The following is a 21,965-nucleotide window of genomic DNA, read 5'->3' on the forward strand; positions in this document are numbered from 1 at the left end:
AATACCATTTGTCCCAAAGAAGCTAGACTGCATGCTCTAGAAGACGCTTTTGGATCAATGCTTTTGCCGCTTCGAGTGTTAAATCATCCACATAAAACGCATCGCCAAAATAAAACTCTAATGTACAAAAGGGTTTGGGAATACAAAATTGATCCCAACTCTTCATCTTCCAAAAAGACGTTGGATTACAGTTTATGGTAACAATAGGTACTTTTTTCATCTGTGCAAGTACGACAATACCATCGGCAACGCTATGCCTCGGTCCTCTAGGACCATCGGGCGTAATACCAATATCACGACCTTTTTGCAGTGATTTTAAAGCACTTCTTAAAACAGAAGCCCCACCTTTGGACGAGCTTCCACGAATCGTACCACCTCCAAAAAGTTGCATCAGCCGCGCGACGAGCTCTCCATCAAAATGATTACTCACGATGGTATCAATAGCTCTTCGCTTGGTATAATAGGTGTAAGCAGCAGCAGCCATTAATATTTCGCCATGCCAAAGAGCGTAAATACACGGTGTTGCAGAACTGTTATTTCCAACGTAAAATTTCTTTTTACATGTAAAGAATAAAAGTTTGATGAGAGCGTAAACAAGGGGTGGAACAATCCACACCAAAAGCTTACGTTTAAGCTCTTTAGAGAACAATTTCGCCATAAAGAGAGAGACGTTTAGGGTTAGTAATTTTAATGTTCACAGTCTGTCCTAGTAAACTTTCATCACCCTTGATCTGAACAAGCGCATTATTGTCACTTCTTCCTGCTAAAAAGCCACTGTTACGAAGTTCATCAATATAAACGGGATAAATTTTATTAAGGTGCGCTTCTGCAATCTCATCTAAAATTTCATCTTGAAGAAGTTGTAACCGCTCCAGTCTAGCGGACCCTATTTCGGAGTCAATTTGGTTGGTAAACTCAGCTGCTTTTGTTAGAGGTCTTGGCGAATATTTAAACGCAAAAATTTGCTCAAATTTCACTTGTCTCATTACATCAAGCGTATCTTCAAAATCTGCTTCACTTTCCCCTGGAAAAGCCACAATGATATCGGTACTGATTGAAACATCAGGAATCATTTCACGTAATTTCAACGCTCTGTTTAAAAACCACTCTTTGCTATAACCTCTTCGCATCTGCTCTAAAATATGCGTCGAACCACTTTGCAATGGCATGTGCATCGATTTGCACACTTTTGGATTATTAGCAAATGTTTCTAGAAATTTATCGTCCATGTGCAATGGATGAGGAGAGGTAAAACGAATACGCTCTACTTCTGGGATTTCGCTAATTTGATTAAGTAAATCTGAAAAATCCATATTATATTGAACATTTCCACTAAAGCGTTTGCCATAATTATTAACATTTTGCCCGAGTAAAAAGATCTCTTTAGCTCCATTTTGAGCTGCTTTTCGTGCTTCGTTGATAATGAGTTCAGCAGGAATAGAAATCTCATCACCTCTTGTTTGAGGAACGATGCAGTAGGTACATTTTTTATCACAACCAATCGAGATGTTGACGAATGCTTTATAAAGACTGTTACGGTACTCGCCAAAGGCATAGGTACTTTCGTCATAGTCAGTGTCGACACTTAAAAATTTTTCGGTATTGACGGCGGTAGAAATTTTGGAAACATTGCGCGCACCGATGACAAAACTGACATAAGGAGCACGTCTAAAAATCTCTTTACCCAAATGGCTTGCGGTGCATCCGCACACACCAATTTTGGCGCCCTCTTTTTTTTGAAGATTGTACTTGCCGATCTCTGAAAAAAGTTTACTGACAGGTTTTTCGCGCACACTACACGTATTGATCAAAATCAGATCCGCTTCTTGTACACTACTCGTTAAAACATAATTTTCTCTATCCCCAAGTTCTGCGATGATGTGCTCAGAGTCCCGCACATTCATCGCGCAACCGAGGGTCTCTATATAAAGCTTTTTTTCCTCTAAAATACCCAAAATCCAGCCTTAGAGAATATGTACTTCGTACATGTAATCGCTTTCGCCTAAACCGTAACGGATGTCTCTTAAATAGACGCTAAAACCTTGCGCTTCAAAGTGTTCCACTAAACTTACAAGGTCTTTGTGAGAGTTCTCTTTATCAAAATAAAAAATCTTTTGTCCCTCTTTTTCGATAATCTCAGTTACTTTCTCCAATGTAATTGTCTTTGGTTTTCCATTAATTTCATTTCTTGCTAATTTGATTTCCATCATAAACCTCTTTTCTATCGAGAAAATTATCGTATGTGTCCAATATGCACAAAGATATATCGCGAAGTATACTTTATTTTCGATAAATTCCTCATTAAAAGCAAACAAGTGTGTTGGCATAAAGAAAAATAAAAGAAGATTTTAGCTATAATCCTTATTCTTCACCGCAATCGTTTAAATTTCCATTTTTGATTTTTCATCATTGCGATTATCACACCATGATATAAAAATATGTATCTTTTTAAGGAAGCTTATGGAAAAAATTGTAGACATTATAGAATCTATTGCCCATGAAAAAGGGCTGGACATTAACGAAGTTAAAAATACCGTCACCTTGGCATTGGTCAAGACTGCAAAACGAATTTATGGCGCAGAATACGAATACGGCGCGGAAATTGATCCCGCGACAAAAACACTTAAACTTTATCAAAAAGTCATCGTTGTTGCCCCTGATGATGAAAGACTTTTAGATGGAAATGAAAATTTTATTGCCATTAAAGAAGCCAAAGAAGTTGATCCTGACATCGAAATTGGCGATGAACTCACCTATGAGTTGCCACTCGATAATTTAGGAAGAACAGCAGCCGCAACCCTTCAAAAAGAACTTGAATACCACATTCAACGCTTGCTTGAAAATAATATTTTTGAAAAATACCAAAAACTTGTGGGTAAAACTGTTTTTGGAACCGTAGTGCGTGTGGATAATGATGAAAACACCTATATTGAAATCGAAGAAATCAGAGCCGTACTACCACGCAAAAACCGTATTAAGGGTGAGAAATTTAAAGTCGGTAATGTTGTTAAAAGCGTTATTCGTAAAGTTTTAATTGATAAATCTCAAGGCATGTATGTTGAGCTTTCACGTACAAGCCCAAAATTCTTAGAATCATTATTGGAGCTTGAAGTTCCTGAGATTAAAGATGAACTTATCAAAATTATCGGTAGTGCTAGAATTCCAGGAGAGCGTGCGAAGATAGCACTTAGTTCATTACATCCTAACATTGACGCTGTTGGTGCTACGGTTGGAACAAAAGGTGTGAGAATTAATGCGGTCAGTAAAGAGTTACACAATGAAAATATCGACTGTATTGAATACTCAAATATCCCTGAGATTTTTATTGCACGTGCTCTTTCACCTGCCATTATTTCTAATGTTAAAATTCAAAATGGCAAAGCGATTGTTACACTTCCAAGTGATCAAAAGTCAAAAGCGATTGGTAAGAATGGTATTAACATCCGTTTGACGTCAATGCTGACTGGATTTGAGATTGAATTGGTTGAATCAGGCTCTTCCACAACTTCAAGTGAATCTGCCAATGATGAGCAACCAGAACGCGATCCAAATGCACTTAAAAACCTTTTCGGTGGACTATAATCATCTTTACATGTAAAGCGTAATGCTTTACATGTAAACCTTGTTTACCTCTTTACTCAGTCTTTTCTTTCACGTATTCAGCACCATGGTTGATCTTCTCTTTCGTCCATTCTGCACTGTCTTTAGCATCTTTTTTAATGCCACCCCATGTTGCACAGCCACTCATCAATACAACTGCTACTAAAGCTAAAATAATGTTTCTCATAATATTATCCTTTTCAAAGTGATTTATCCTCGTCGTTTAAAGTGAGGATTGAGTTTTGTCAATACCAAATCGGCAATCATATTGCCAATTAAAGTTAAAAATGAAGAAATAATGAGTATACCCATGATAACAGGATAATCCCTGCTTAATGCGCTTTGATAAAAAAGCAAGCCCATACCATTTATGGCAAAGATAGACTCTAAAATCACACTGCCACCAATAAGTCCTGGAAGCGAAAGTCCTAGTATTGTCACAATCGGAGGCGAGAGATTTGGCAAAATAAAACGCATCAAAAGAGCACGTCCTTCAACGCCTCTGCTTTTGGCGAAGAAGATATAGTCACTCTTTAAAATATTGATCGTCAGGCTTCGTACATACAAGATCAAACTTCCAAGCCCGCCAAAGACCATGACAAAGATGGGTAAGACTAAATGCCATGCCATATCCGCCAGATAGCCAATGCCATTTCCGCCAACGCCTTGCGAGTGCAATCCCGAAATAGGAAAAATTTTCCAGTAGACCGAGAAAAGGATGACCAACAGCAAAGAGAGATAAAACGAAGGCATCGCATAACTCATTAGGGCTAATTGCTTGATGCTTTTATCGTAAAAACTTGATTGTTTCATAGCTGATTTTATGCCCCAATAAAGAGCCAAGACAAAGACTAAAATCATACTGATGACATTCATAAACAGTGTGATAGGAAGGCGTTCTAAGATCTCATCTCGTACCGCTTTACCGCTGGCGAACGAAATACCAAAGTCGAGTTGAAGCATCGCTTTAAACCATGCAAAAAACTGTGCAGTGAGTGATTTATCGAGTCCATAAACACGTTTGAGTTGATCTAGTGCTTCGGGGGTAATGTTGGGATTAAGTTCACCGCTAGCAAAGAAAGAGTTGGGAGCAAGATGAATTGCCCCAAAAGAGATCAAAGAGATAATGCAGAGCATTAGTACTACATATCCAAGTTTTTGCAGTACTAATTTCATGCTTTTTCCTTATTTTTGCATATCCCACGCAAGTACAGTATGGCCTTCTGCGTCTGTTTCGTCCATACCCATACCCATGATACTATAACCTGCATCGACGTAGTGAATTTCGCCTGTTACCCCTGAAGAGAGGTCACTTAAAAGATACATACCGCTATTGCCTACTTCATCGGTGGTCACATTTTTGCGAAGTGGAGAGTTTATCTCATTCCAGTGAAGAATCATTCTAAAATCGCCAATACCACTTGCTGCAAGCGTTTTGATAGGACCTGCACTAATCGCATTCACACGAATTCCACGACTTCCAAGGTCTACTGCTAGGTAACGAACACTCGATTCTAGTGCTGCTTTTGCAACACCCATAACATTATAATGAGGAATGTATTTTGGTCCACCAAGATAGCTAAGTGTTAGTACAGACGCACCCTCATTGAGCACAGGTAAACAAGCGCGTGTTAAAGAGACCAATGAATACGCAGACGTGCCAAGAGCAATGTCAAACGCCTCTTTGGTTGTATCAATGAATTTACCACTAAGGGCTTCTTTAGGTGCATAAGCAACAGAGTGAACGACAAAATCGATCTTTCCAAAATCTTTTTCCAATGAAGCAGTCAGTGCCTCTAAGTGTGCAGGATTATTGATGTCAAGCTCATACACTTTATCACTGCCAAACTCTTCAGCGATAGGACGAACTCTTTTTTCCAACTGCTCATTCAAGTACGTAAATGCCAACTCTGCACCTTGTTCTTTACACGCTTTTGCAATTCCATACGCAATAGATTTATTATTAGCAATACCTACGATAAGACCTCTTTTACCTTTCATGACCATACCCAAACTCCTTATTTTTTTACAGTATCCGCAATGCGAATCATCTCGCAAAACGCTTTTTCATTCCAACTTGCCGTTCCTACTAAAACACCATCACATGCTTTTACATGTAAAATAGCGTCTATATTATCAACCTTTACACTACCACCGTATAACAAAGGTGCGCAAAGTTTTTCACGAAGCCTTGTTAAGACCTCTTCAATGTCTTCTAAACTAGCGCTCAAGCCTGTGCCAATCGCCCAAACAGGCTCGTATGCAATAACAAGCTTGTCATAATTAATATCAATCCCCTCAAACTGTTCCCACAAATAGCTCATGACAGCATCAATGCCTTGGACTCGAATTTCAGCAGGCTCACCAATGCAATAGATAATTTCTACTTCACGCGCTTTAGCAAAATCGTATTTACCCGCAATAAAACTTTGAGACTCTTTGAGAATATGACGTCTCTCACTATGTCCAATTAGCACCGTATCAATGCCAAATTCCTCAAGCTGTTCAAAGCCGATTTCACCCGTATAGGAACCACTCTGTACAGGATAAAAGTTTTGCGCACCTACTTTGAGGTTGCTTACCTCATCAAAACGATCAAGCGCTGTGAAAGGTGCGAAAATACGCACCTGCTGCTCACTTTTTGTGTTTGAAATAAAGGCTTGAATCTCTTTGATAAAAGCCTTAGCAGAGCCTCTCGTGTAGTTTGTTTTGAAGTTTGAAGCAATAATCATGCTTATGCAATCTCACTTTTTCCAAGGACTTTAACGCCAGGAAGCTCTTTACCTTCGATAAGCTCTAAGCTAGCCCCTCCACCTGTAGAGATGAACGTCATCTCATCAGCATCACCTGCACGCGCAACCACGTCAGCCGTATCTCCACCACCTACAACGGTTGTTGCATGCGCTTGTGCGATGTCATGTGACATTTTAAAACTACCTTTTGAGAATTTTTCAAGCTCAAATACACCCATTGGTCCATTCCAAAGAATCGTTTGAGCATCTGTTAATGCTTCTCTAAACAACCTCGATGTTGCAGGTCCAATATCAAGTCCCATCCATCCTTTAGGAATCTCTTGAACGGTAACAAATTTAATCGTTGCATCTTGAGAACATGTTTGTGCAGCAACAACATCGACAGGAAGATAGAGTTTAACACCCAGTCGTTTTGCCTCTTCCATAACACGGTTAGCTTCATCAATCAACTCATCTTCAACCAAAGAGTTACCAATGTCAAGACCTTGCGCTTTTAAGAAGGTAAATGCCATACCACCACCGATGACCAGTTTGTCAACGCGAGGAAGAAGATTGACCAGCGCTTGGAGTTTTCCACTCACTTTGCTACCACCCACAACGGCTACAAATGGGCGTGTAGGGCGACGAAGAAGGTTTTTAGAAAACTCAACCTCTTTTTGGAGTAAAAATCCAGCGGCTGAACTTTTTTCATTGAAATAGTGTGTAATCGCCTCAACCGAAGCGTGGGCTCTGTGGCAAACACCAAATGCGTCGTTAATATACACTTCCGCCATATCGGCTAACGCTTTTGCAAACTCTTCATCATTGGCTGTTTCACCCTTGCAGAAACGAAGGTTTTCTAAGAGTAAAATCTCTCCTTGTTGCAAAGCCGCCGCTTTTTCGTTGGCATCTTTTCCGATGACATCTGTGCTCAAAATAACCTCTTTATCTAAAAGACGTTTGAGTCTCATCTGTACGGGTGCAAGAGAGTACTTCTCATCAACTGCCCCTTTTGGACGACCCAAATGGCTTGCTAAAATAACAGCGCAACCATGATCTAAACAGTAACGAATGGTAGGAATGGCTGAACGCACACGTCTGTCATCTGTGATATTGGCAAACTCATCCAAAGGCACATTAAAATCACAACGAATAAAAACTTTTTTACCAGCAATATCCAAATCTCTAATAGAGCGAATCATTCTCTGTCCTTTTTATTTACTTACATGTAAAGCCATGTCAACCAAACGAGTTGAGTAACCCCACTCATTGTCATACCATGCCATTACTTTAATCATATCTCCACCAATCACTTGTGTGAGGTCTAATGCCACAATAGAACTCCAAGAGCTGGTTACGAAATCTTGTGAAACTCTTTGTTCAACATCAACCTCTAAAATCCCTTTTAAAGCCCCTGTTGCATTTTGAGCAAAAAGAGCATTGACCTCTTCTTTGGTTGTCGCTTTTTTAACAACAACATTAAGGTCAACCATAGAGACGTTAGGTGTTGGGACACGTATACTTTGTCCATGTAGACGTCCTTTAAGGTGTGGAAGAACTAAACCAATGGCTTTTGCAGCCCCTGTGGTGGTTGGGATCATATTGATCGCAGCAGCACGAGCACGGCGTAAATCTTTACTGTGTTTAACATCTAAAATATTTTGATCGTTTGTATAGGAGTGAACGGTTGTCATCAAACCTTTGTCAATGCCAAAGGCATCATCCAAAATTTTAGCGACAGGTCCTAAACAGTTTGTCGTACAACTAGCGTTGGAAACAATCGCCTCTCCAGCGTAGGTATGCTCATTCACACCGATAACAAAAGTTGGTGTATCGTCTTTTGCAGGAGCTGACATGACAACTCTTTTAATACCATTGTCAATAAAAACTTGTGTATCTTTTTGTGTTAAAAGAGCGCCTGTACATTCAAGGACAACATCAACACCATAGTCTGCAAAATTTAAAGCTTTGGGATCACGGGTTGAAAACATTTTAACTTTTGCTTTTCCCATTTGCATATAATCATTTTCTAATAACTCAACTGTTCCAGGGAAAATACCATGTACGCTATCGTATTTGAGTAATTGTTTTGTCATAGAACGATCTGCCGTATCGTTGACACAAACCAACTCAACATCATCTCGTGAATCAATAATTCTTGCAACGCATCTTCCAATGCGACCAAATCCATTTATAGCAATTTTGAGTGCCATAGGTATTCCTTTTGATATAATAGTCGTTTTAGTCCATTTGCTTTTTATAGAAAAGCGAATTATTTTAGCAAAAATGATGTATAAAAAAGTTTAAAGTCCACGGAGTCCTAAAGTTGAACATAGCTATCTTTGGAGGATCTTTTGATCCTCCACACACTGGGCATGAGCTCATTGTCAAAAAAGCCCTTGAAATTCTAGACATCGACAAGCTTTTAGTCGTAACTACTTACCTTAGCCCTTTTAAAGAGAGCTTTTGTGCTCCAGCACCTATGCGACAAGCATGGCTTGCAAAAATGTTTCAAAATATGGAAAAGGTCGAAATTTTTTCGTATGAATGTGATCAAAAAAGACAAGTTCCAACCATTGAAACTATTTTACATGTAAAGAGTCTCTATCCAGAGGCAAAACTCTTTTTGATTGTTGGAAGTGACAGTTTTTCAGCACTTCCTAAATGGAACCGTTATGATGAGCTTTGTAAACTTGTTGAATTTGTCGTCGCACCAAGAGGAGAGTTTACACCTCCAAAAGACTTGAAAATTTTACCAATTAATGTTAATATCAGTTCTTCAAAGCTTCGCTCATTTTTGGATAGAAGATTTATCCCAAAAGCCATAGAAAATGAAGTGATAGCGTTTTACACAAGGAATCCAATGGATAATAGAATTGAAAGAATCGTAACTGCTCTAAGCGACAAAAAAGCAGAAGATATACAAGTATTTGATATGACAGGCAAAGACTATTTTGTAAACACGGTTGTTATTGCAACCACAATGGGTGAGAGACACGGGCTTTCGCTTTTAGATCATCTTAAAACCGAACTTAAAGGTGCGGGTGAAAGCTTTTTACATGTAGATGCTGATGAGAACTGGACGGTCATTGACATGGGGGATATTCTTATTCACCTTATGACGCCTGCCTATCGTGTCAAATATAATTTAGAACTCTTCCTCAAAGAGAGAGAAGATGAGATGAAAAGAGTAAGAGGCGTAGAATAAATTTATCAATACGCCTTCCTAGTTTGACTAAGAAGGCGTGACTTTATTAAAGCTTCGCGTCTGGTTTAGGTGTTTTTTCACTGCTTTCTGGGAGCTGTGGATAAACAATCTCAGGCTTTCGACCCTTCAACGCTTTCAAGAATGTTTCAATTTTTGTACTATCCGCATCACTAATATTAATTCCTAGCTGCGTACTTCCCATCTCTTTAACCGCATCTTTAAGTGTCCAAATAGCACCGTTGTGGAAATATGGTGCCGTCTCAGTGATATTTCGGAGTGTTGGCGTTTTGACCATACCATTTTTATCACCTTTAAAATCACCTACTTGAGCAAATTTGTATTTACCCGCTACTTGGAATGGTTGCATTGTACCGCCTAAAGCAATACCATTATGGCAACTTGCACATCCTTTGTCTATAAATACTTCAAGTCCCTCTTTTTCTGCTTTTGAAAGCGCATTATCATTGCCGTTGATAAAATCATCAAATCGCGATGGCGTAACCAATGTTTTTTCAAAAATCGCAATTGTAGAAGTGATTTTCTCAAAACTGATTTTTACAGTATCGCCATATGCTCCTTTAAAGAGTTCCACATACTCAGGAATAGAGTTAATGCGCTCTTCAACCAATTTTGGAGGTGCTGCCATCTCTGGACCTGCTTGCACAGGACCTTGTGCTTGGTCTGCTAAATGTGGGCTTCTACCATCCCAAAATTGTGCTTTAAAAAAGGCGGAGTTATACACTGTTGGAGAGTTTAGATGATGAGGGTTTGCAGTCCAGCCATGACCAATAGCTGCGCTAATGCCATCTGTTCCACCTGTTGCTAGATTGTGACACGTATTACAACTAATAATTGAGCTTTTTGACATACGCGGATCAAAATAGAGTTTTTTGCCCAGTTCTACTTTAGCTTCTGTGATTGGATCCTTAGGATCATCAATTAATTTTAAAATTTCCAACTGACTTGCAGGAATCGCCTCAATACCATTTTGCTTGACCTTGTCAATCAAACCGTTTGCCCCAAATAACACGGTTGTACTTAATGCACAAAGACTTAATGCCTTAGAAATTTGCATTTCCACTCCTTTTTTAGATGTGAAGAAATTATATGGATATTTATCTTAAATAGTAATTAATCTTATTTGGAATTATTTATCATTATTTTTTATAAATAAATAGGATAGTTAATATCTTATTAAGTTCTGCTCCTATAAAATTTTATATTACATGTAAAGGTAGTATTTAATGGATCGCTTCAAAGATGTTTTAAAAGCAAGCAACCTCAAATCAACACACCAAAGGCTTGCTATTTTAGATTCAATCGACCATTTTGGGCATATTGACATCGATTCACTTTACGATGCCATTTTCAAAAAATACCCTACGATGTCCAAAGCAACACTTTACCGCAACATTAATGACCTTATCTCTTTCCACATTTTAGAAGAGGTAAAGCTTCCTCATCAAAAACAACAATACGAAATCAAAAAAGTTCCGCATATTCACCTTTTATGCTCAGCTTGCGGTAGCGTGGAAGATATGTTTGTAGAAACGAAACCACTTTTAGAGACTATCTCTTCTCAAAGTGGTTTTCATATTAGCAATAGCTTTATTGTCATTAATGGTATATGTAAAACATGTTCTGCACAAATTGTTACCACATTGTAATTTTATTAGTATTATAAGTTCTCACTTTTAATTATAAAAATATATTATTAAGCTCTTCTTTTCTATACTATTATGTGTCTATATAAAAAACATAAGGCTTACTAAATAAACAAATGAAGATTATTTTATTGATTGCATGTTGCGCCAGTCTGCTTTTATCTGACACACTCGATTCTTTACTTCAAGAATATAAAACAACTTCCGATAACTCATTGCAAACTGTCAATGAAAAAATTGGACATGTGGTTATTTATTCACAAAAAGAAATTCGATTGATGCAATACACCAAGCTCAACGATATTTTAAAAGAACTTCCTCTCTTTAACATTAATACAAACCAATTTGGACTTACAAACTACTCATTAACAGGCTCCAAAACAACTACGAGTGGTTTTTTTAGATTTTTCATTAATGACCATGAAATTAGCTCAGGCTACGATCAATCCACATCGTTATCATGGGGTGACTTGCCTCTTGATTTTGTCGATCACGTCGAAATCTATTACGGCGAGAGCTCTTTTTCGTTTGGCAATGAAACGGGTATCTATTTTGTGCGCATTTACACTAAATCCGCACTCAAAGAGAATAGCTCTGAAATCAATAGCTGGATTACATCCAAAGGCTCCAACTCTCAAAGTTTCACAAATTCTACTAGCTTTGAGAATGGCTGGTCCTACTTAATGTTTCTCAATCAAGAGAAAATCAAACAAACAACCATTTACAATAACCAAAAACTTAATAGTAATGGCACGAAGCACTATGGATACATAGATGTTAGCAATGAGACAACCAAAATCAATATGGGCTACACCGATGTTTCTAAAAATAATTACGCAGGTCTTGCCTTTGATGCTACTCCCGAGGGTGGGAAAAGTCTCTCCAAAGATTTTTTTATCAACTACACCCACTATTTTTTAGAAGACAAGTCACTTAAAGCCAACCTTTCAGTTGATGTCAATGATCGAAGTTATGATGAAACTGAAACCAATGCGCGAGGTATTGCCATTGTTCCATTAATCACTTTTCCCTTTGGTATTCCTAGTGGTCCTAAAAGTTATAGTGAAGATTTGCGCTTCATCAAAACGAATGCTTATCTTTCAAAATCAGTTGATATCGAAGATAATTCTTTTATCACAGCAATAAATGTTAAAAATAAAACCTATGATGTCCAAAACAGACAGAGCAATACCAATAGTGCTATAGGGCGCTTTAGCGCTTTTGATGAAGAGACTATCTCTTCATTACTTTTTCAAGACAGTTATAAACTTAGAAATGATCTTATTTTAGTGGCTAACACTAAACTTGATTATTATGACCGAAATGCGTATTTGAAGGACAGTTCAGAAACCTTACTACGCGTTGGTGCTATCTATACACCCACTGAAAATTGGGGATTTAAAAGTTTTTACACTCAAACCGCACTTACCCCTTCTTTCTATAACGTTGATTACGCTGATAAGAGCAAGCCAAAACTTAAATCGCAACAGTACCGCTTTTACACACTTGAAGGCGTTTATACAGAAGGAGATTCTAAGTTCGGCATCACGTATGATCATGTTAATATTGATGATTTCATCTATCTTACGCCAGTTGGGTTTATCAATATTGATCATACTATTACAACGAATGGCATTCTTTTTGACTACGAATACAGCTTTACGGATAGAGACAAAATCCATCTAAATTACTATACGTCAAGCCTCAGTGAGACCATCAATAACTCCACAAAAGGTGGCTATATTAAATACATGGGTGGGTATCAAAAGTTTGATTACTTTACCTCTGTTATTTATCGTAATGGCTATGACTACAAGGGCCTTAATATCCCTGATAGCTTTGATATGAGCCTTGGTGTGACGTATCATGCGACGAAAGATTTGAGTTACAGCATTAAAGCAAATAATATTCTAGATCGCTCTACACAGTCTCTTTACTTTACCAATTTAGGAACTAGTTTTTTTGCTTTAGACGATAATGATAGAAGCGTCACCTTTTCATTTAGGTGGGTATTCTGATGAAAAAAATACTCTTTCTCCTTACTTTCATCCTATCTTTTGCTGTGGCAGAACAATACACTTTTCTTGTTCAGCCTTATAACAAAGAGATTGAACTTGAAGCAAAAATTATCTCCGAGATCGCAACTTCTTCCGTGCATGAAAAAGTAACCCTTTTCATACCTCATATTTCTGATATGGAAGCTAAAATTTACTCTCAATACTTTACGCTAAGTCCAAAATGTGAAACAGCCAACTTTGTTTTTGTCAATAAAACTATTGACAATGAAACATTATGCGATAACACAAATAGACTCTTTTTTACAAATAACTATCGAAAACTTCTTGCTGATGATAAGTATTACGGAGCCCTTTTCTGGAATAAAAGTAGACCTAATATTGTCTTTATCAAAAAACGACTTGAAAAAAGAGCCATTGTTTTACCGAGAACATTTGATCAATTTGTAGAGAATTTTTAATGAGTAAAAAAAATTTTTTTAAAAATCCTTTTTATTTTATTATCCCTATTATTGCTATCACTTCGATTTTAGCATTTCTCTTAATTTCCACCATCAAGCTCGAAGAGAGTATCGAAAAAAAAATATTTGAAATTTCAACTTCAGATGTCTTTGCAATTATGCATAATAGTGCATCATCTATTCAAATGCTTTTGAAAGAGAGTAAAAATTACGAAGAGAATATCAAAAGCAATACTTTCTTACAACAGAAAATTGAAGAGAATTTAAAACTATTAATTACCCCAAATATAAAGTACGCCTACCTTTTATACAGAGATGATAGAGGTGTATTTCGATTTTTGGCAGATGCTTCCAGATATGATGAAAAAGCACTGGTTGACCAGAAATTTGATGTTGATAGCCCTGAGTGGCTGCAAATCTATACAAAAAAAGAAGCCTTGTTTATACGTCACACTATGTTACATCAACTCTCCATCAGTTATCTGATTCCCATTATGCATCAAGACGAAGTTAAGTTGGTTTTAGCGATTGACTTTTCCATACAAAAAATTGAAGAAATTAACAAAATCATCCATGTCATGCAAAATGGCATCTTGGCCGTGATGATTGTTGTTCTTATTATTTTGCTCTTCACCATTATTCAAGCTATACGTTTTCGCGCTGTCAAAAAAACAGCTTTTATCGATAAACTTACCAATGTCTATAACCGAAATTACCTTCAAAAACATGAAGATTTCATCAATCTCAATGACTATATTTTAGCAACGCTAGACATTGATTATTTTAAAAAGGTTAATGACACTTATGGACATGATGTCGGCGATAAAATCTTAAAGCAAGTTGCCAATGTTATTTTACTGACGATCAGGCATCAAGATGATATTGTGATCCGCTATGGAGGAGAAGAGTTTCTCATCTTGGCTAAAACTCGTAGAGATGACCACATTAGTGCGCTTAATGTCATTGAGAGAATTTTTCACACCATTCAAGAAAATAGATTTTACATTTCCGCTGAGGAATCTATCAAAATTACTGTCTCCATTGGCATTAACTTAGTGCCTTACAAATCAAGAACATTTTCTGAAGCCTTTAAGCTAGCAGATATCGCGCTTTACAATGCTAAGAACAAAGGCAGAGATACCATAGAGCTATATGACGAGAACGAAAATACTCAAAATGCATGTATGTCGCTCAACGAAATTAAAGAAGCCATTGAAGAGAAACGAATCCTCTGCTACTATCAGAGCATTGTTCATACTAAAACGCAAAAGATCTCGCATTATGAAGCCTTGCTTCGCATTGTGGACAAGCATGGTTCTATTATTTCACCAGACAAAATACTTCCTACCATCAAAGGTACTTTTATTTTACGAAATATCACAAAAGAAGTGTTAAAAATTTGTTATGAACAGTTGATAAATGAGCCAACTATTGCCATTAATCTCAACCTTAATCCTCATGACATTATCGATGAGTCTATTCTAACTATTTTAAAAAATTATGCACTTAATGAGAATATAGCTAACCGAATGGGGTTAGAAATTATTGAGAGTGAAGAGATAACCCATAGAGATGATGCTAAAAACAATCTTTTAATGCTCAAAAGCTTAGGCTACAAAATTTCTATCGATGACTTTGGCAGCGGGTACTCTAATTTTATCTATCTTACGGAGATTAAAACAGACTACATTAAAATTGATGGTGCCATCATTCAAAAGATATTAGATGATAAAATTTCATTTCTTCTTGTAAAAAATATTGTTGCTTTTGCAAAAGAAGCGCACATAAAAGTTATTGCAGAATATGTCAGTAATGAGATGGTTTATGAAAAGATCAAATCTTTGGGAATTGAGTACTCACAAGGATCACTTTTTTCTCTACCGATACCTTGGTCAGACAATCGAAAAATGCTCTAACATCTTTACATGTAAAGAATTTAAAACCAAGATGTTGTATCGATCTTTTTTTCAAGCTTATTTTCAAGTTCGTCGTCTAATTCATGTAAAAAATCAAACCCGCTTTTTTGCTCAACTTCATTAATTTGCACTACGTATTTTTCAAGTTGGTCATTCGCTTTTGCATTTTGAGGAACAATGAGTGCTAAAGTTTTGATCTCACCACCTTCATCAATACCGACATAAATTTTATAGAACGCATCAGGAATTTCTACAAAATAAGAGTTATTAAGTCGTTTTACTTTAGCATCAAACAGTGGTCCCGTATAAACCCAAAGCTCTTTAAATTTTGGTGCAAAAGATTCAAGTTCTAGCGTTTCAAGATGTTGCCATAGCTTTTGATTTAAAGAAGGTTTCTGAGGTGTTATATTTGTCATCAAAAAAGTCTCTTGTTGAGCCTCTTTGCCGTATTGAAGAGCAATCGCATGGTTAGGTGCCATGTGACCTCTATCATAGCCGCTATTGGTGTAATCGCTTGATGTAATCAAGCCTGCATTACGCCAGTCTGTACTAAAGTTATCAGGTCTTTTCAGATGCGGTGCATTGCTGCTTGGAGGTGTCAGTTTATAGACAACCCACAAAGGGTTACCTTTTAGATCAGAATAACCGACCATATAAGCACGATTGCGAAAAACCCTAGTAAATGTGTCAGAAGAGCTTTCTATTGCCCTTGGAACACCTTTAAACACCATTGTATCGCGTGCAATAAAATATTCATACGAGTAAGATAGCCCTCCTAAAAGAAGAGCTACCAAAAATAATTTGGGATTTTTAAATAGAAATGTTAGAAAAGAGACCATAAAGCGTGATTTATTCACAATCACACTTTACATTTTTTCTTTTGCATGAATGCCTATAAGTTTAAGTCCGACACGAAGTGAAAGTGCAACAACAGCAAAAAGTTTGAGGAATTTTTCCTCATCAGCACTTCCAACAACACGGTTTTCATTGTAAAATTTATGCAAGCTTGCAGCAAGATTTTTGAGGTATTCTGTCACTTTCTGTACTTGCCTAGAATGAAATGCATCTTCTAAAACTTCAGGCAATAAAAGCGCACTAAAGAGAAGATTTTGCGCTTCTTCGCTGAGATTTTCCAATTTAACATTTTGTACATCACTCAGTGTTTTTTCTGCTTTTGCAAAAATTTGATTAATTCTAGCATGCGCGTAATTAATGTAAAAAATTGGGTTGTTACTGTCTTCTTGTTTAAAGACATCAACATCAAATTCAAGATGTGTGTCTGATTTTTTACTGAGGAAAACAAAACGTAATGCATCGCTTCCCACTTCACTAACGACATCACTCATCAAAATAAAATTACCAGCCCGCTTGCTCATTTTATAAGGTTCACCACCTTTTAAAAGTGAAACCATTTGCGCCAAGATAACTTCAAGTTTTTGCTCATCATAGCCTAAGAAATTAATGGCTGCTTTAACACGAGAGATGTATCCGTGGTGATCGGCACCCCAGATATTGATGTATTTATCGTAGTTTCTTTGAAATTTATAATCATGATAGATGATGTCGCCTGCAAGGTACGTTGGTCTGCCATCTTCTCTTACAACAACACGGTCTTTTTCATCGCCAAGTTCAGTAGAACGAATCCAAACTTTGCCACCCTCTGTATACGTTTTATCATGTTTTTGAAGTTTAACAAAGCTCTCATCCCATTTGTCATAAAGCGATTTCTCACTTACAAATTGCGCAAACTCAATGCCAACGTCAGCAAGGTTAGACTTGATAAGCTCTAACATCTTATCTTTGCCCCAAACAGAGAGTACTTTGATGTTTTCCTCATTTTCAAAAATGGCACCACCGAGTTCTGCTTTTGCAACGTGGGCTAAATCAACAATATATTCGCCTCGGTAAAACTCCTCTGGCCAGTTTACATCTAAACCTAAAACTTGCTCACGTCCAGCAAGGTAAATCGAAAGTCCTAAAAGATCAACTTGATTTCCCGCATCATTGACATAGTATTCACTGGTAATTTTATAGCCTAAATGTGTACCAATGCGATACAGTGCATCGCCAATGACAGCACCTCTCGCATGCCCAATGTGCAAAGGTCCTGTTGGATTTGCACTCACATACTCAAGAAGTATAGACTCATTTTGCTCATCAGCTCCAAAAAGAGCTTCATTTTGAATTGCCCAAGTAGCATATTGATCCAAAAAGTTTTCACTGAGTTTAAAGTTGATATACCCTTTGATAGGTGTGACTTCTTGAAAAATCTCACCCGTTTCAAACTGCGTGACAATCTCTTCTGCAATGGCAATAGGGGATTTTTTCAACTCTTTTGCAAGAGAAAAAGCAATAGGGGTTGCATAATGACCAAAAGAGAGATTGGTAGGTTTTTCTAAAACAAACTCTCTTTGTAATTTTTCTTTAATAGCACGAATAACCGATTTTTTCAATACGTAACCTTATACAGACTTTTTTTCATCTGCGGGTGTTGATGGTGTAGCCGTAGGCGCAGCAGCTGATTCAGATTTTACTTCTACTTGATCTACTGTAGTTTTGACTTGCTCATCTTCTTTGATAGCTTTTTTAAAATCTTTGATACCTTGACCTACCCCTTTAGCAAGTTCTGGTATTTTTTTAGCACCAAACAATAAAACAACAACTGCTAAAATGACTAACCAATGCGATATACTAAATGAACCCATACTCTCTCCTTTGTCTTGATGACTCTATACTTAATGTTATGTTATTGTATCATTTTTTTATAAACAAAAAATGAAGCAGATTTTTTATTCGATATTTGCCCATGCGCTAATAAATTCACCTAAATCCATCAGTTCCATTTTTCTGCGCGAAGCATAGGCAATTGCCAATAAATCATGTAGTGCCGTTTTAAAGTCATCGTTTATTAACACGTAATCATACTCCCTAATACGTGTCATTTCAGAAACAGCATTGGCTAAACGTTTTTCAATAACCTCATGGCTATCGGTACCTCGATGAATCAATCTCTCTTTAAGGCTTTTTTGATCAGGTGTCGTTATAAAAACAGAAGTAATTAAATTACCAAATTTTTCACGTGCGATTTTATGCCCTTGCACATCAATGTCGCAAATGACAAGTTTTCCCTCGTGTAGCTCTTTTAAAATAGGTTTAAGTGATGTGCCATAATAGTTGTCATGCACCTTTGCCCATTCTAAGAAAAATCCAGCATCGATGTCTTTTTCAAACTCTTCTTTGGAGATAAAATGGTAATTAATGCCATCAATCTCACCTTCTCGCATAGGGCGTGTTGTACTTGAAATTGAGAAATAAGAATCGGCAATCTCTTTAAGCACTTCTTGCATCAAAGAGCTTTTGCCCGAACCGCTAGGGCCGGAAATGACTAAAAAGTTTCCTTTCACCATTACTCTTTTTCATCAAAAGTAATAGAAATATTAAGACGCATTCCTTTTAGTGCTTCACGTAAAATATCACTTTGTGCTAAACTTGAGATACTTCTGGCAATGCTGCTTTCAATTTCATCACGAATTACTTCAATTTCTTGACTTTTTTGAACAGGAGCGACCACTGGAGTTGGAGAAGCTATTTCATCAACTTCTTCGCCAAATGCTTGTTTAAGCATGTTTTCATTAAGGTCATCTAGGGAATCAACATCACCAAGTTCTTCTAAAGCGCCAATCGCAACGTCCACTTGTGGGATGAGAGCATCGTCATCAAGTGCCATCTCTTTTTCTTCTTCAATCTTCTCTTCAATGACTTCTGTAAAATCATCGATAATGTCTTCTTGATCTTCTTGTATTTGAGAAATAGGTTGCTCGTTATCTTCTTCTTCAGAAAGAGATGCGACTTCTTCAAAATCTAATGCAGAAGCATCGTCTAGTTCAAGGTTATTGAGCGAATCATCTTCCTCGGCACTCTCTTCTTTTTCAACATCATCAAAAAAGAACTGACCAGCTTCATCATCTTCTTTATCTAAGGCAAGTGAATCCAATGATAAGTCAGAAATTTCTTTCTCCTCTTCCTCATCTTCACTTTCATCTAAAAGCTGTTTCACTTCATCAATATCATCTTTGTCAAGAACCGATGGATTCGAAGACTCTTCAACCTCTTCTTCCTCATCAGTCTCAAGAGATGCTACGGAAGAAGTATCATTTTCTTCTTCAAAATCAAAGTCTTCAAATGAAGTTATAGAATCTTTTTCTAAAGGTTCCACATCGTCTAAATCTAATGAAAATTGATCGTCTAGTTTTAGCTCTTTTTCCTCATTGTTATCATCAATGTCCTCTAAAGAGAGACCTTGTTCGAGGCTCAAATCGTCATCCGTTTCTAAATCATCAAAAGTCAGTTTTTCACTTTTTTCATTGAAATCATCTTCATCTTCTAAAAGATTGATCGGCAGTACGTCATCTTCATCTTCAATTTCCAAAGTATCAATCTTATCAATATCAAAGGCACTAGCATCGTCAGTATCATCAGACTCCTGCAATACTTTGGATGCCTCCTCTGTTGCTTCAGCTTTGTGACTCATGACAACGTTTTTGATTTTATCAAGAAGAATTAAAAAATCTGTTGGTAAAAATGGCTTTTCAAGAGACACATTCACAGAATCAGGTTTTTTGGCACCACGTTGACAAATATAAACAATATAGTCACATCCAGTATGCTCGCTAAGACCAGCTAATGCAGTCTCATCATAGAGTTCATTGTCCACTAAAATAACATCATAAGTAGCTAGTGGAACCAAGCCATAATCTTCAAACTCATCTAACTCATACCCTGCTTTTTCGGCACTAAGTTTGATCAATCTTGAAACAGCGGGATTATTATTGAGTAGTAACAGGCGCATGCTCACTCCTGAATGAGAATTATTAGCTCTCATTGTAGTATAAAAAAATTTATGATTGCTTTAACGCACGAAAAGAATGGTTAAATGATTGAGTGCTTCAATGAACTCTTTCTTAAAGAGCAGCATAATTGAGCTCAATGTTGCAATAATAACAACTAAAGAAACTGCAATTTTAATAGGATAGCCTATGACCAAAAGGTTAAATTGAGGCATGGTTTTCATAAGCATGCCAAACACAGCATCTAAGAGGAGTGAAAAAGCAACAACAGGAAAGGAAAGAATAAAACCATACACAAACATCCCTGTCATAGCTTTGAGCAGATAGGTCAGCATATTGGTCTGGGGATAGAAACTACCAAGAGGCAAAAGATTGAGTGAATCGGCAATAAAAAGCAGCATTTGATGATGCCCATTAAAGGCTAACACAACCATTAATCCTATAAGGGAAAGAAGCTGTGACAATACGGGAATAGAAGTACTGGTTTGTGGGTCAATAACACTTGCCATTGTAAAGCCCATAACAAAGGAAATTTGCATTCCAGCCATTTGCAAAATAGAAATAGTAATGGTTAAAAAGAGCCCCGCTACAAAACCAATGAGTAATTCTCCAACAATAGCCAATGATAAATTAAGCAATGTAGGTGTTACATGTAAAGCGGGTAAGAGCGGAAATAAGAAAATGACCATGAAAAGAGTAATAGCCGATTTGATAGTGAGTGGAATACTCGCATGAGAGAAAAAAGGGAAAAATGCAAAAAGACCACTGATCCTTGCAAACAAAAGGAAAAAAAGAACCACTTGATGTTCACCAAAAAGCTGTACCAGTGATTCCATTTTATTCCTCTTTTAATCCATCCACATGAAGATGTCTCGTATAAGTACATTGTTTGGCTAATTGGTGATTATGAGTTACCAATAGTAATGCTGCATTTTCTTTTTCAATATATTCGAACAAAACATTCATCACTTCTTGAGCTGTTTTGTCATCGAGATTACCTGTTGGCTCATCCGCAAAAATTATTTTTGGCTTTTTCGCTAAGACGCGTGCTATTGAAACACGTTGCTGCTGACCGCCGGAGAGATCACCCACGCGGTAGTTCATAAAATCAGCTATGCCTAGACGCTCTAAAATGCCATTATCAATTTTTTTGTCACTGATAAATGAAGCAAGTTCAATATTTTCATTGGCAAAAAAGCCTTTAAATAAATAATGTGATTGAAAAATAATACCCACATCATAGCGTCTGAGTTTTAACCTTGCATCATCATTATCATTGTAAATATTATGATCACACAAAATCACTTCACCATAATTAGGTTGAAGTAACGTAGAGCAGATATGTAAAAGCGTTGATTTCCCACTACCACTTACGCCTAAAATTGCCATTGATTCTTTGGGGGCAAGACTAAAATTAACATTTTCAAAAAGAGGGTAATCAAAAGCATGGGAGATATTTTGTGCATGGAGTAAAGACATCAGTGTCCTTCAAAAGAAGGGGTGAAGAGTCTCCTCTTCACCA

General features: G+C 37.1%; 23 protein-coding genes. 6 read left to right on the plus strand and 17 right to left on the minus strand.

Annotated features, from left to right (window positions below):
• Positions 1–22: 22 nt before the first annotated feature.
• The 3 genes from N0B29_RS01910 to N0B29_RS01920 are packed head-to-tail and all read right to left on the minus strand — an operon-like array spanning position 23 to position 2,207.
• A complete protein-coding gene (locus tag N0B29_RS01910) occupies positions 23–658 on the minus strand; it encodes a lysophospholipid acyltransferase family protein (RefSeq protein WP_263832008.1) in 636 nt (211 codons plus the stop codon).
• The gene (miaB, locus tag N0B29_RS01915; protein WP_263832486.1) at positions 639–1,949 is read right to left on the minus strand and encodes a tRNA (N6-isopentenyl adenosine(37)-C2)-methylthiotransferase MiaB; all 1,311 of its coding nucleotides are present in this window, start codon (positions 1,947–1,949) and stop codon (positions 639–641) included. Before miaB ends, N0B29_RS01910 begins: the two co-directional genes overlap by 20 nt.
• A gap of 15 nt (positions 1,950–1,964) precedes the next feature.
• Positions 1,965–2,207 carry an HP0268 family nuclease gene (locus tag N0B29_RS01920; RefSeq protein WP_087437777.1) on the minus strand — a complete coding sequence of 81 codons (243 nt, stop codon included), beginning with the start codon at positions 2,205–2,207 and terminating at the stop codon, positions 1,965–1,967.
• A 253-nt stretch (positions 2,208–2,460) separates the two neighbouring features.
• Here N0B29_RS01920 and nusA point away from each other — a divergent pair, with 253 nt between their 5' ends.
• Positions 2,461–3,582: a transcription termination factor NusA gene (nusA, locus tag N0B29_RS01925; RefSeq protein WP_263832009.1), complete on the plus strand. Its 1,122-nt coding sequence runs from the start codon at positions 2,461–2,463 to the stop codon at positions 3,580–3,582.
• A gap of 52 nt (positions 3,583–3,634) precedes the next feature.
• On the opposite strand, the gene N0B29_RS01930 is transcribed toward nusA, so the two are convergent.
• Genes N0B29_RS01930 through gap form a run of 6 tightly spaced genes read right to left on the minus strand, consistent with a single transcriptional unit; the run spans position 3,635 to position 8,545 of the window.
• Entirely contained in the window at positions 3,635–3,787 is a 153-nt protein-coding gene (locus tag N0B29_RS01930) for a hypothetical protein (RefSeq protein WP_263832010.1), read from the minus strand.
• A gap of 23 nt (positions 3,788–3,810) precedes the next feature.
• On the minus strand, positions 3,811–4,776 hold the full coding sequence (locus N0B29_RS01935) for an ABC transporter permease (RefSeq protein WP_263832011.1): 966 nt from the start codon (positions 4,774–4,776) through the stop codon (positions 3,811–3,813).
• A 9-nt stretch (positions 4,777–4,785) separates the two neighbouring features.
• Positions 4,786–5,607 (minus strand): enoyl-ACP reductase FabI, encoded by an 822-nt coding sequence (gene fabI, locus N0B29_RS01940; protein ID WP_263832012.1) that lies wholly within the window; start codon positions 5,605–5,607, stop codon positions 4,786–4,788.
• 11 nt (positions 5,608–5,618) lie between these two features.
• Positions 5,619–6,332, minus strand: a complete 714-nt coding sequence (locus N0B29_RS01945) for a triose-phosphate isomerase (RefSeq protein ID WP_263832013.1) — start codon at positions 6,330–6,332, stop codon at positions 5,619–5,621.
• A 2-nt stretch (positions 6,333–6,334) separates the two neighbouring features.
• Positions 6,335–7,534 carry a phosphoglycerate kinase gene (locus tag N0B29_RS01950; protein WP_263832014.1) on the minus strand — a complete coding sequence of 400 codons (1,200 nt, stop codon included), beginning with the start codon at positions 7,532–7,534 and terminating at the stop codon, positions 6,335–6,337.
• Between the two features lie 12 nt (positions 7,535–7,546).
• On the minus strand, positions 7,547–8,545 hold the full coding sequence (gene gap, locus N0B29_RS01955) for a type I glyceraldehyde-3-phosphate dehydrogenase (RefSeq protein WP_263832015.1): 999 nt from the start codon (positions 8,543–8,545) through the stop codon (positions 7,547–7,549).
• A 113-nt stretch (positions 8,546–8,658) separates the two neighbouring features.
• Between gap and nadD the strand changes: the two genes are divergently transcribed.
• A complete protein-coding gene (gene nadD / locus N0B29_RS01960; protein WP_263832016.1) occupies positions 8,659–9,540 on the plus strand; it encodes a nicotinate (nicotinamide) nucleotide adenylyltransferase in 882 nt (293 codons plus the stop codon).
• A gap of 46 nt (positions 9,541–9,586) precedes the next feature.
• On the opposite strand, the gene N0B29_RS01965 is transcribed toward nadD, so the two are convergent.
• Complete coding sequence (locus N0B29_RS01965) at positions 9,587–10,615, minus strand: cytochrome-c peroxidase (RefSeq protein WP_263832017.1); 1,029 nt, start codon at positions 10,613–10,615, stop codon at positions 9,587–9,589.
• 169 nt (positions 10,616–10,784) lie between these two features.
• Here N0B29_RS01965 and N0B29_RS01970 point away from each other — a divergent pair, with 169 nt between their 5' ends.
• The 4 genes from N0B29_RS01970 to N0B29_RS01985 all read left to right on the plus strand — a co-directional run bounded on the left by N0B29_RS01970 (position 10,785) and on the right by N0B29_RS01985 (position 15,596).
• A complete protein-coding gene (locus N0B29_RS01970) occupies positions 10,785–11,207 on the plus strand; it encodes a Fur family transcriptional regulator (protein WP_263832018.1) in 423 nt (140 codons plus the stop codon).
• Between the two features lie 113 nt (positions 11,208–11,320).
• The gene (locus N0B29_RS01975; protein WP_263832019.1) at positions 11,321–13,222 is read left to right on the plus strand and encodes a TonB-dependent receptor plug domain-containing protein; all 1,902 of its coding nucleotides are present in this window, start codon (positions 11,321–11,323) and stop codon (positions 13,220–13,222) included.
• The gene (locus N0B29_RS01980) at positions 13,222–13,680 is read left to right on the plus strand and encodes a hypothetical protein (protein WP_263832020.1); all 459 of its coding nucleotides are present in this window, start codon (positions 13,222–13,224) and stop codon (positions 13,678–13,680) included. The genes N0B29_RS01975 and N0B29_RS01980 overlap by 1 nt, the downstream gene beginning before the upstream one ends.
• Entirely contained in the window at positions 13,680–15,596 is a 1,917-nt protein-coding gene (locus tag N0B29_RS01985) for an EAL domain-containing protein (RefSeq protein WP_263832021.1), read from the plus strand. Before N0B29_RS01980 ends, N0B29_RS01985 begins: the two co-directional genes overlap by 1 nt.
• A gap of 20 nt (positions 15,597–15,616) precedes the next feature.
• Here N0B29_RS01985 and N0B29_RS01990 read toward each other — a convergent pair whose 3' ends face one another.
• The 7 genes from N0B29_RS01990 to N0B29_RS02020 form a co-directional block, all read right to left on the minus strand.
• The gene (locus N0B29_RS01990; RefSeq protein ID WP_263832022.1) at positions 15,617–16,453 is read right to left on the minus strand and encodes a DNA/RNA non-specific endonuclease; all 837 of its coding nucleotides are present in this window, start codon (positions 16,451–16,453) and stop codon (positions 15,617–15,619) included.
• A gap of 9 nt (positions 16,454–16,462) precedes the next feature.
• Positions 16,463–18,049 (minus strand): arginine--tRNA ligase, encoded by a 1,587-nt coding sequence (gene argS, locus N0B29_RS01995; RefSeq protein ID WP_263832023.1) that lies wholly within the window; start codon positions 18,047–18,049, stop codon positions 16,463–16,465.
• Positions 18,050–18,058: 9 nt separating this feature from the next.
• Positions 18,059–18,301, minus strand: coding sequence for a twin-arginine translocase TatA/TatE family subunit (gene tatA / locus N0B29_RS02000; protein ID WP_263832024.1), 243 nt, complete (start codon positions 18,299–18,301; stop codon positions 18,059–18,061).
• 84 nt (positions 18,302–18,385) lie between these two features.
• Positions 18,386–19,000: a guanylate kinase gene (gene gmk / locus N0B29_RS02005; protein ID WP_263832025.1), complete on the minus strand. Its 615-nt coding sequence runs from the start codon at positions 18,998–19,000 to the stop codon at positions 18,386–18,388.
• Between the two features lie 2 nt (positions 19,001–19,002).
• A complete protein-coding gene (locus N0B29_RS02010; RefSeq protein ID WP_263832026.1) occupies positions 19,003–20,445 on the minus strand; it encodes a hypothetical protein in 1,443 nt (480 codons plus the stop codon).
• A gap of 60 nt (positions 20,446–20,505) precedes the next feature.
• Positions 20,506–21,279: a flagellar biosynthetic protein FliR gene (gene fliR / locus N0B29_RS02015; protein WP_263832027.1), complete on the minus strand. Its 774-nt coding sequence runs from the start codon at positions 21,277–21,279 to the stop codon at positions 20,506–20,508.
• A gap of 1 nt (position 21,280) precedes the next feature.
• The gene (locus N0B29_RS02020; RefSeq protein WP_263832028.1) at positions 21,281–21,922 is read right to left on the minus strand and encodes an ABC transporter ATP-binding protein; all 642 of its coding nucleotides are present in this window, start codon (positions 21,920–21,922) and stop codon (positions 21,281–21,283) included.
• Between the last annotated feature and the right edge of the window lie 43 nt (positions 21,923–21,965).

It is taken from the genome of Sulfurospirillum oryzae (genome assembly GCF_025770725.1).
In the GTDB taxonomy this organism is placed as follows: Bacteria; Campylobacterota; Campylobacteria; order Campylobacterales; family Sulfurospirillaceae; genus Sulfurospirillum; species Sulfurospirillum oryzae.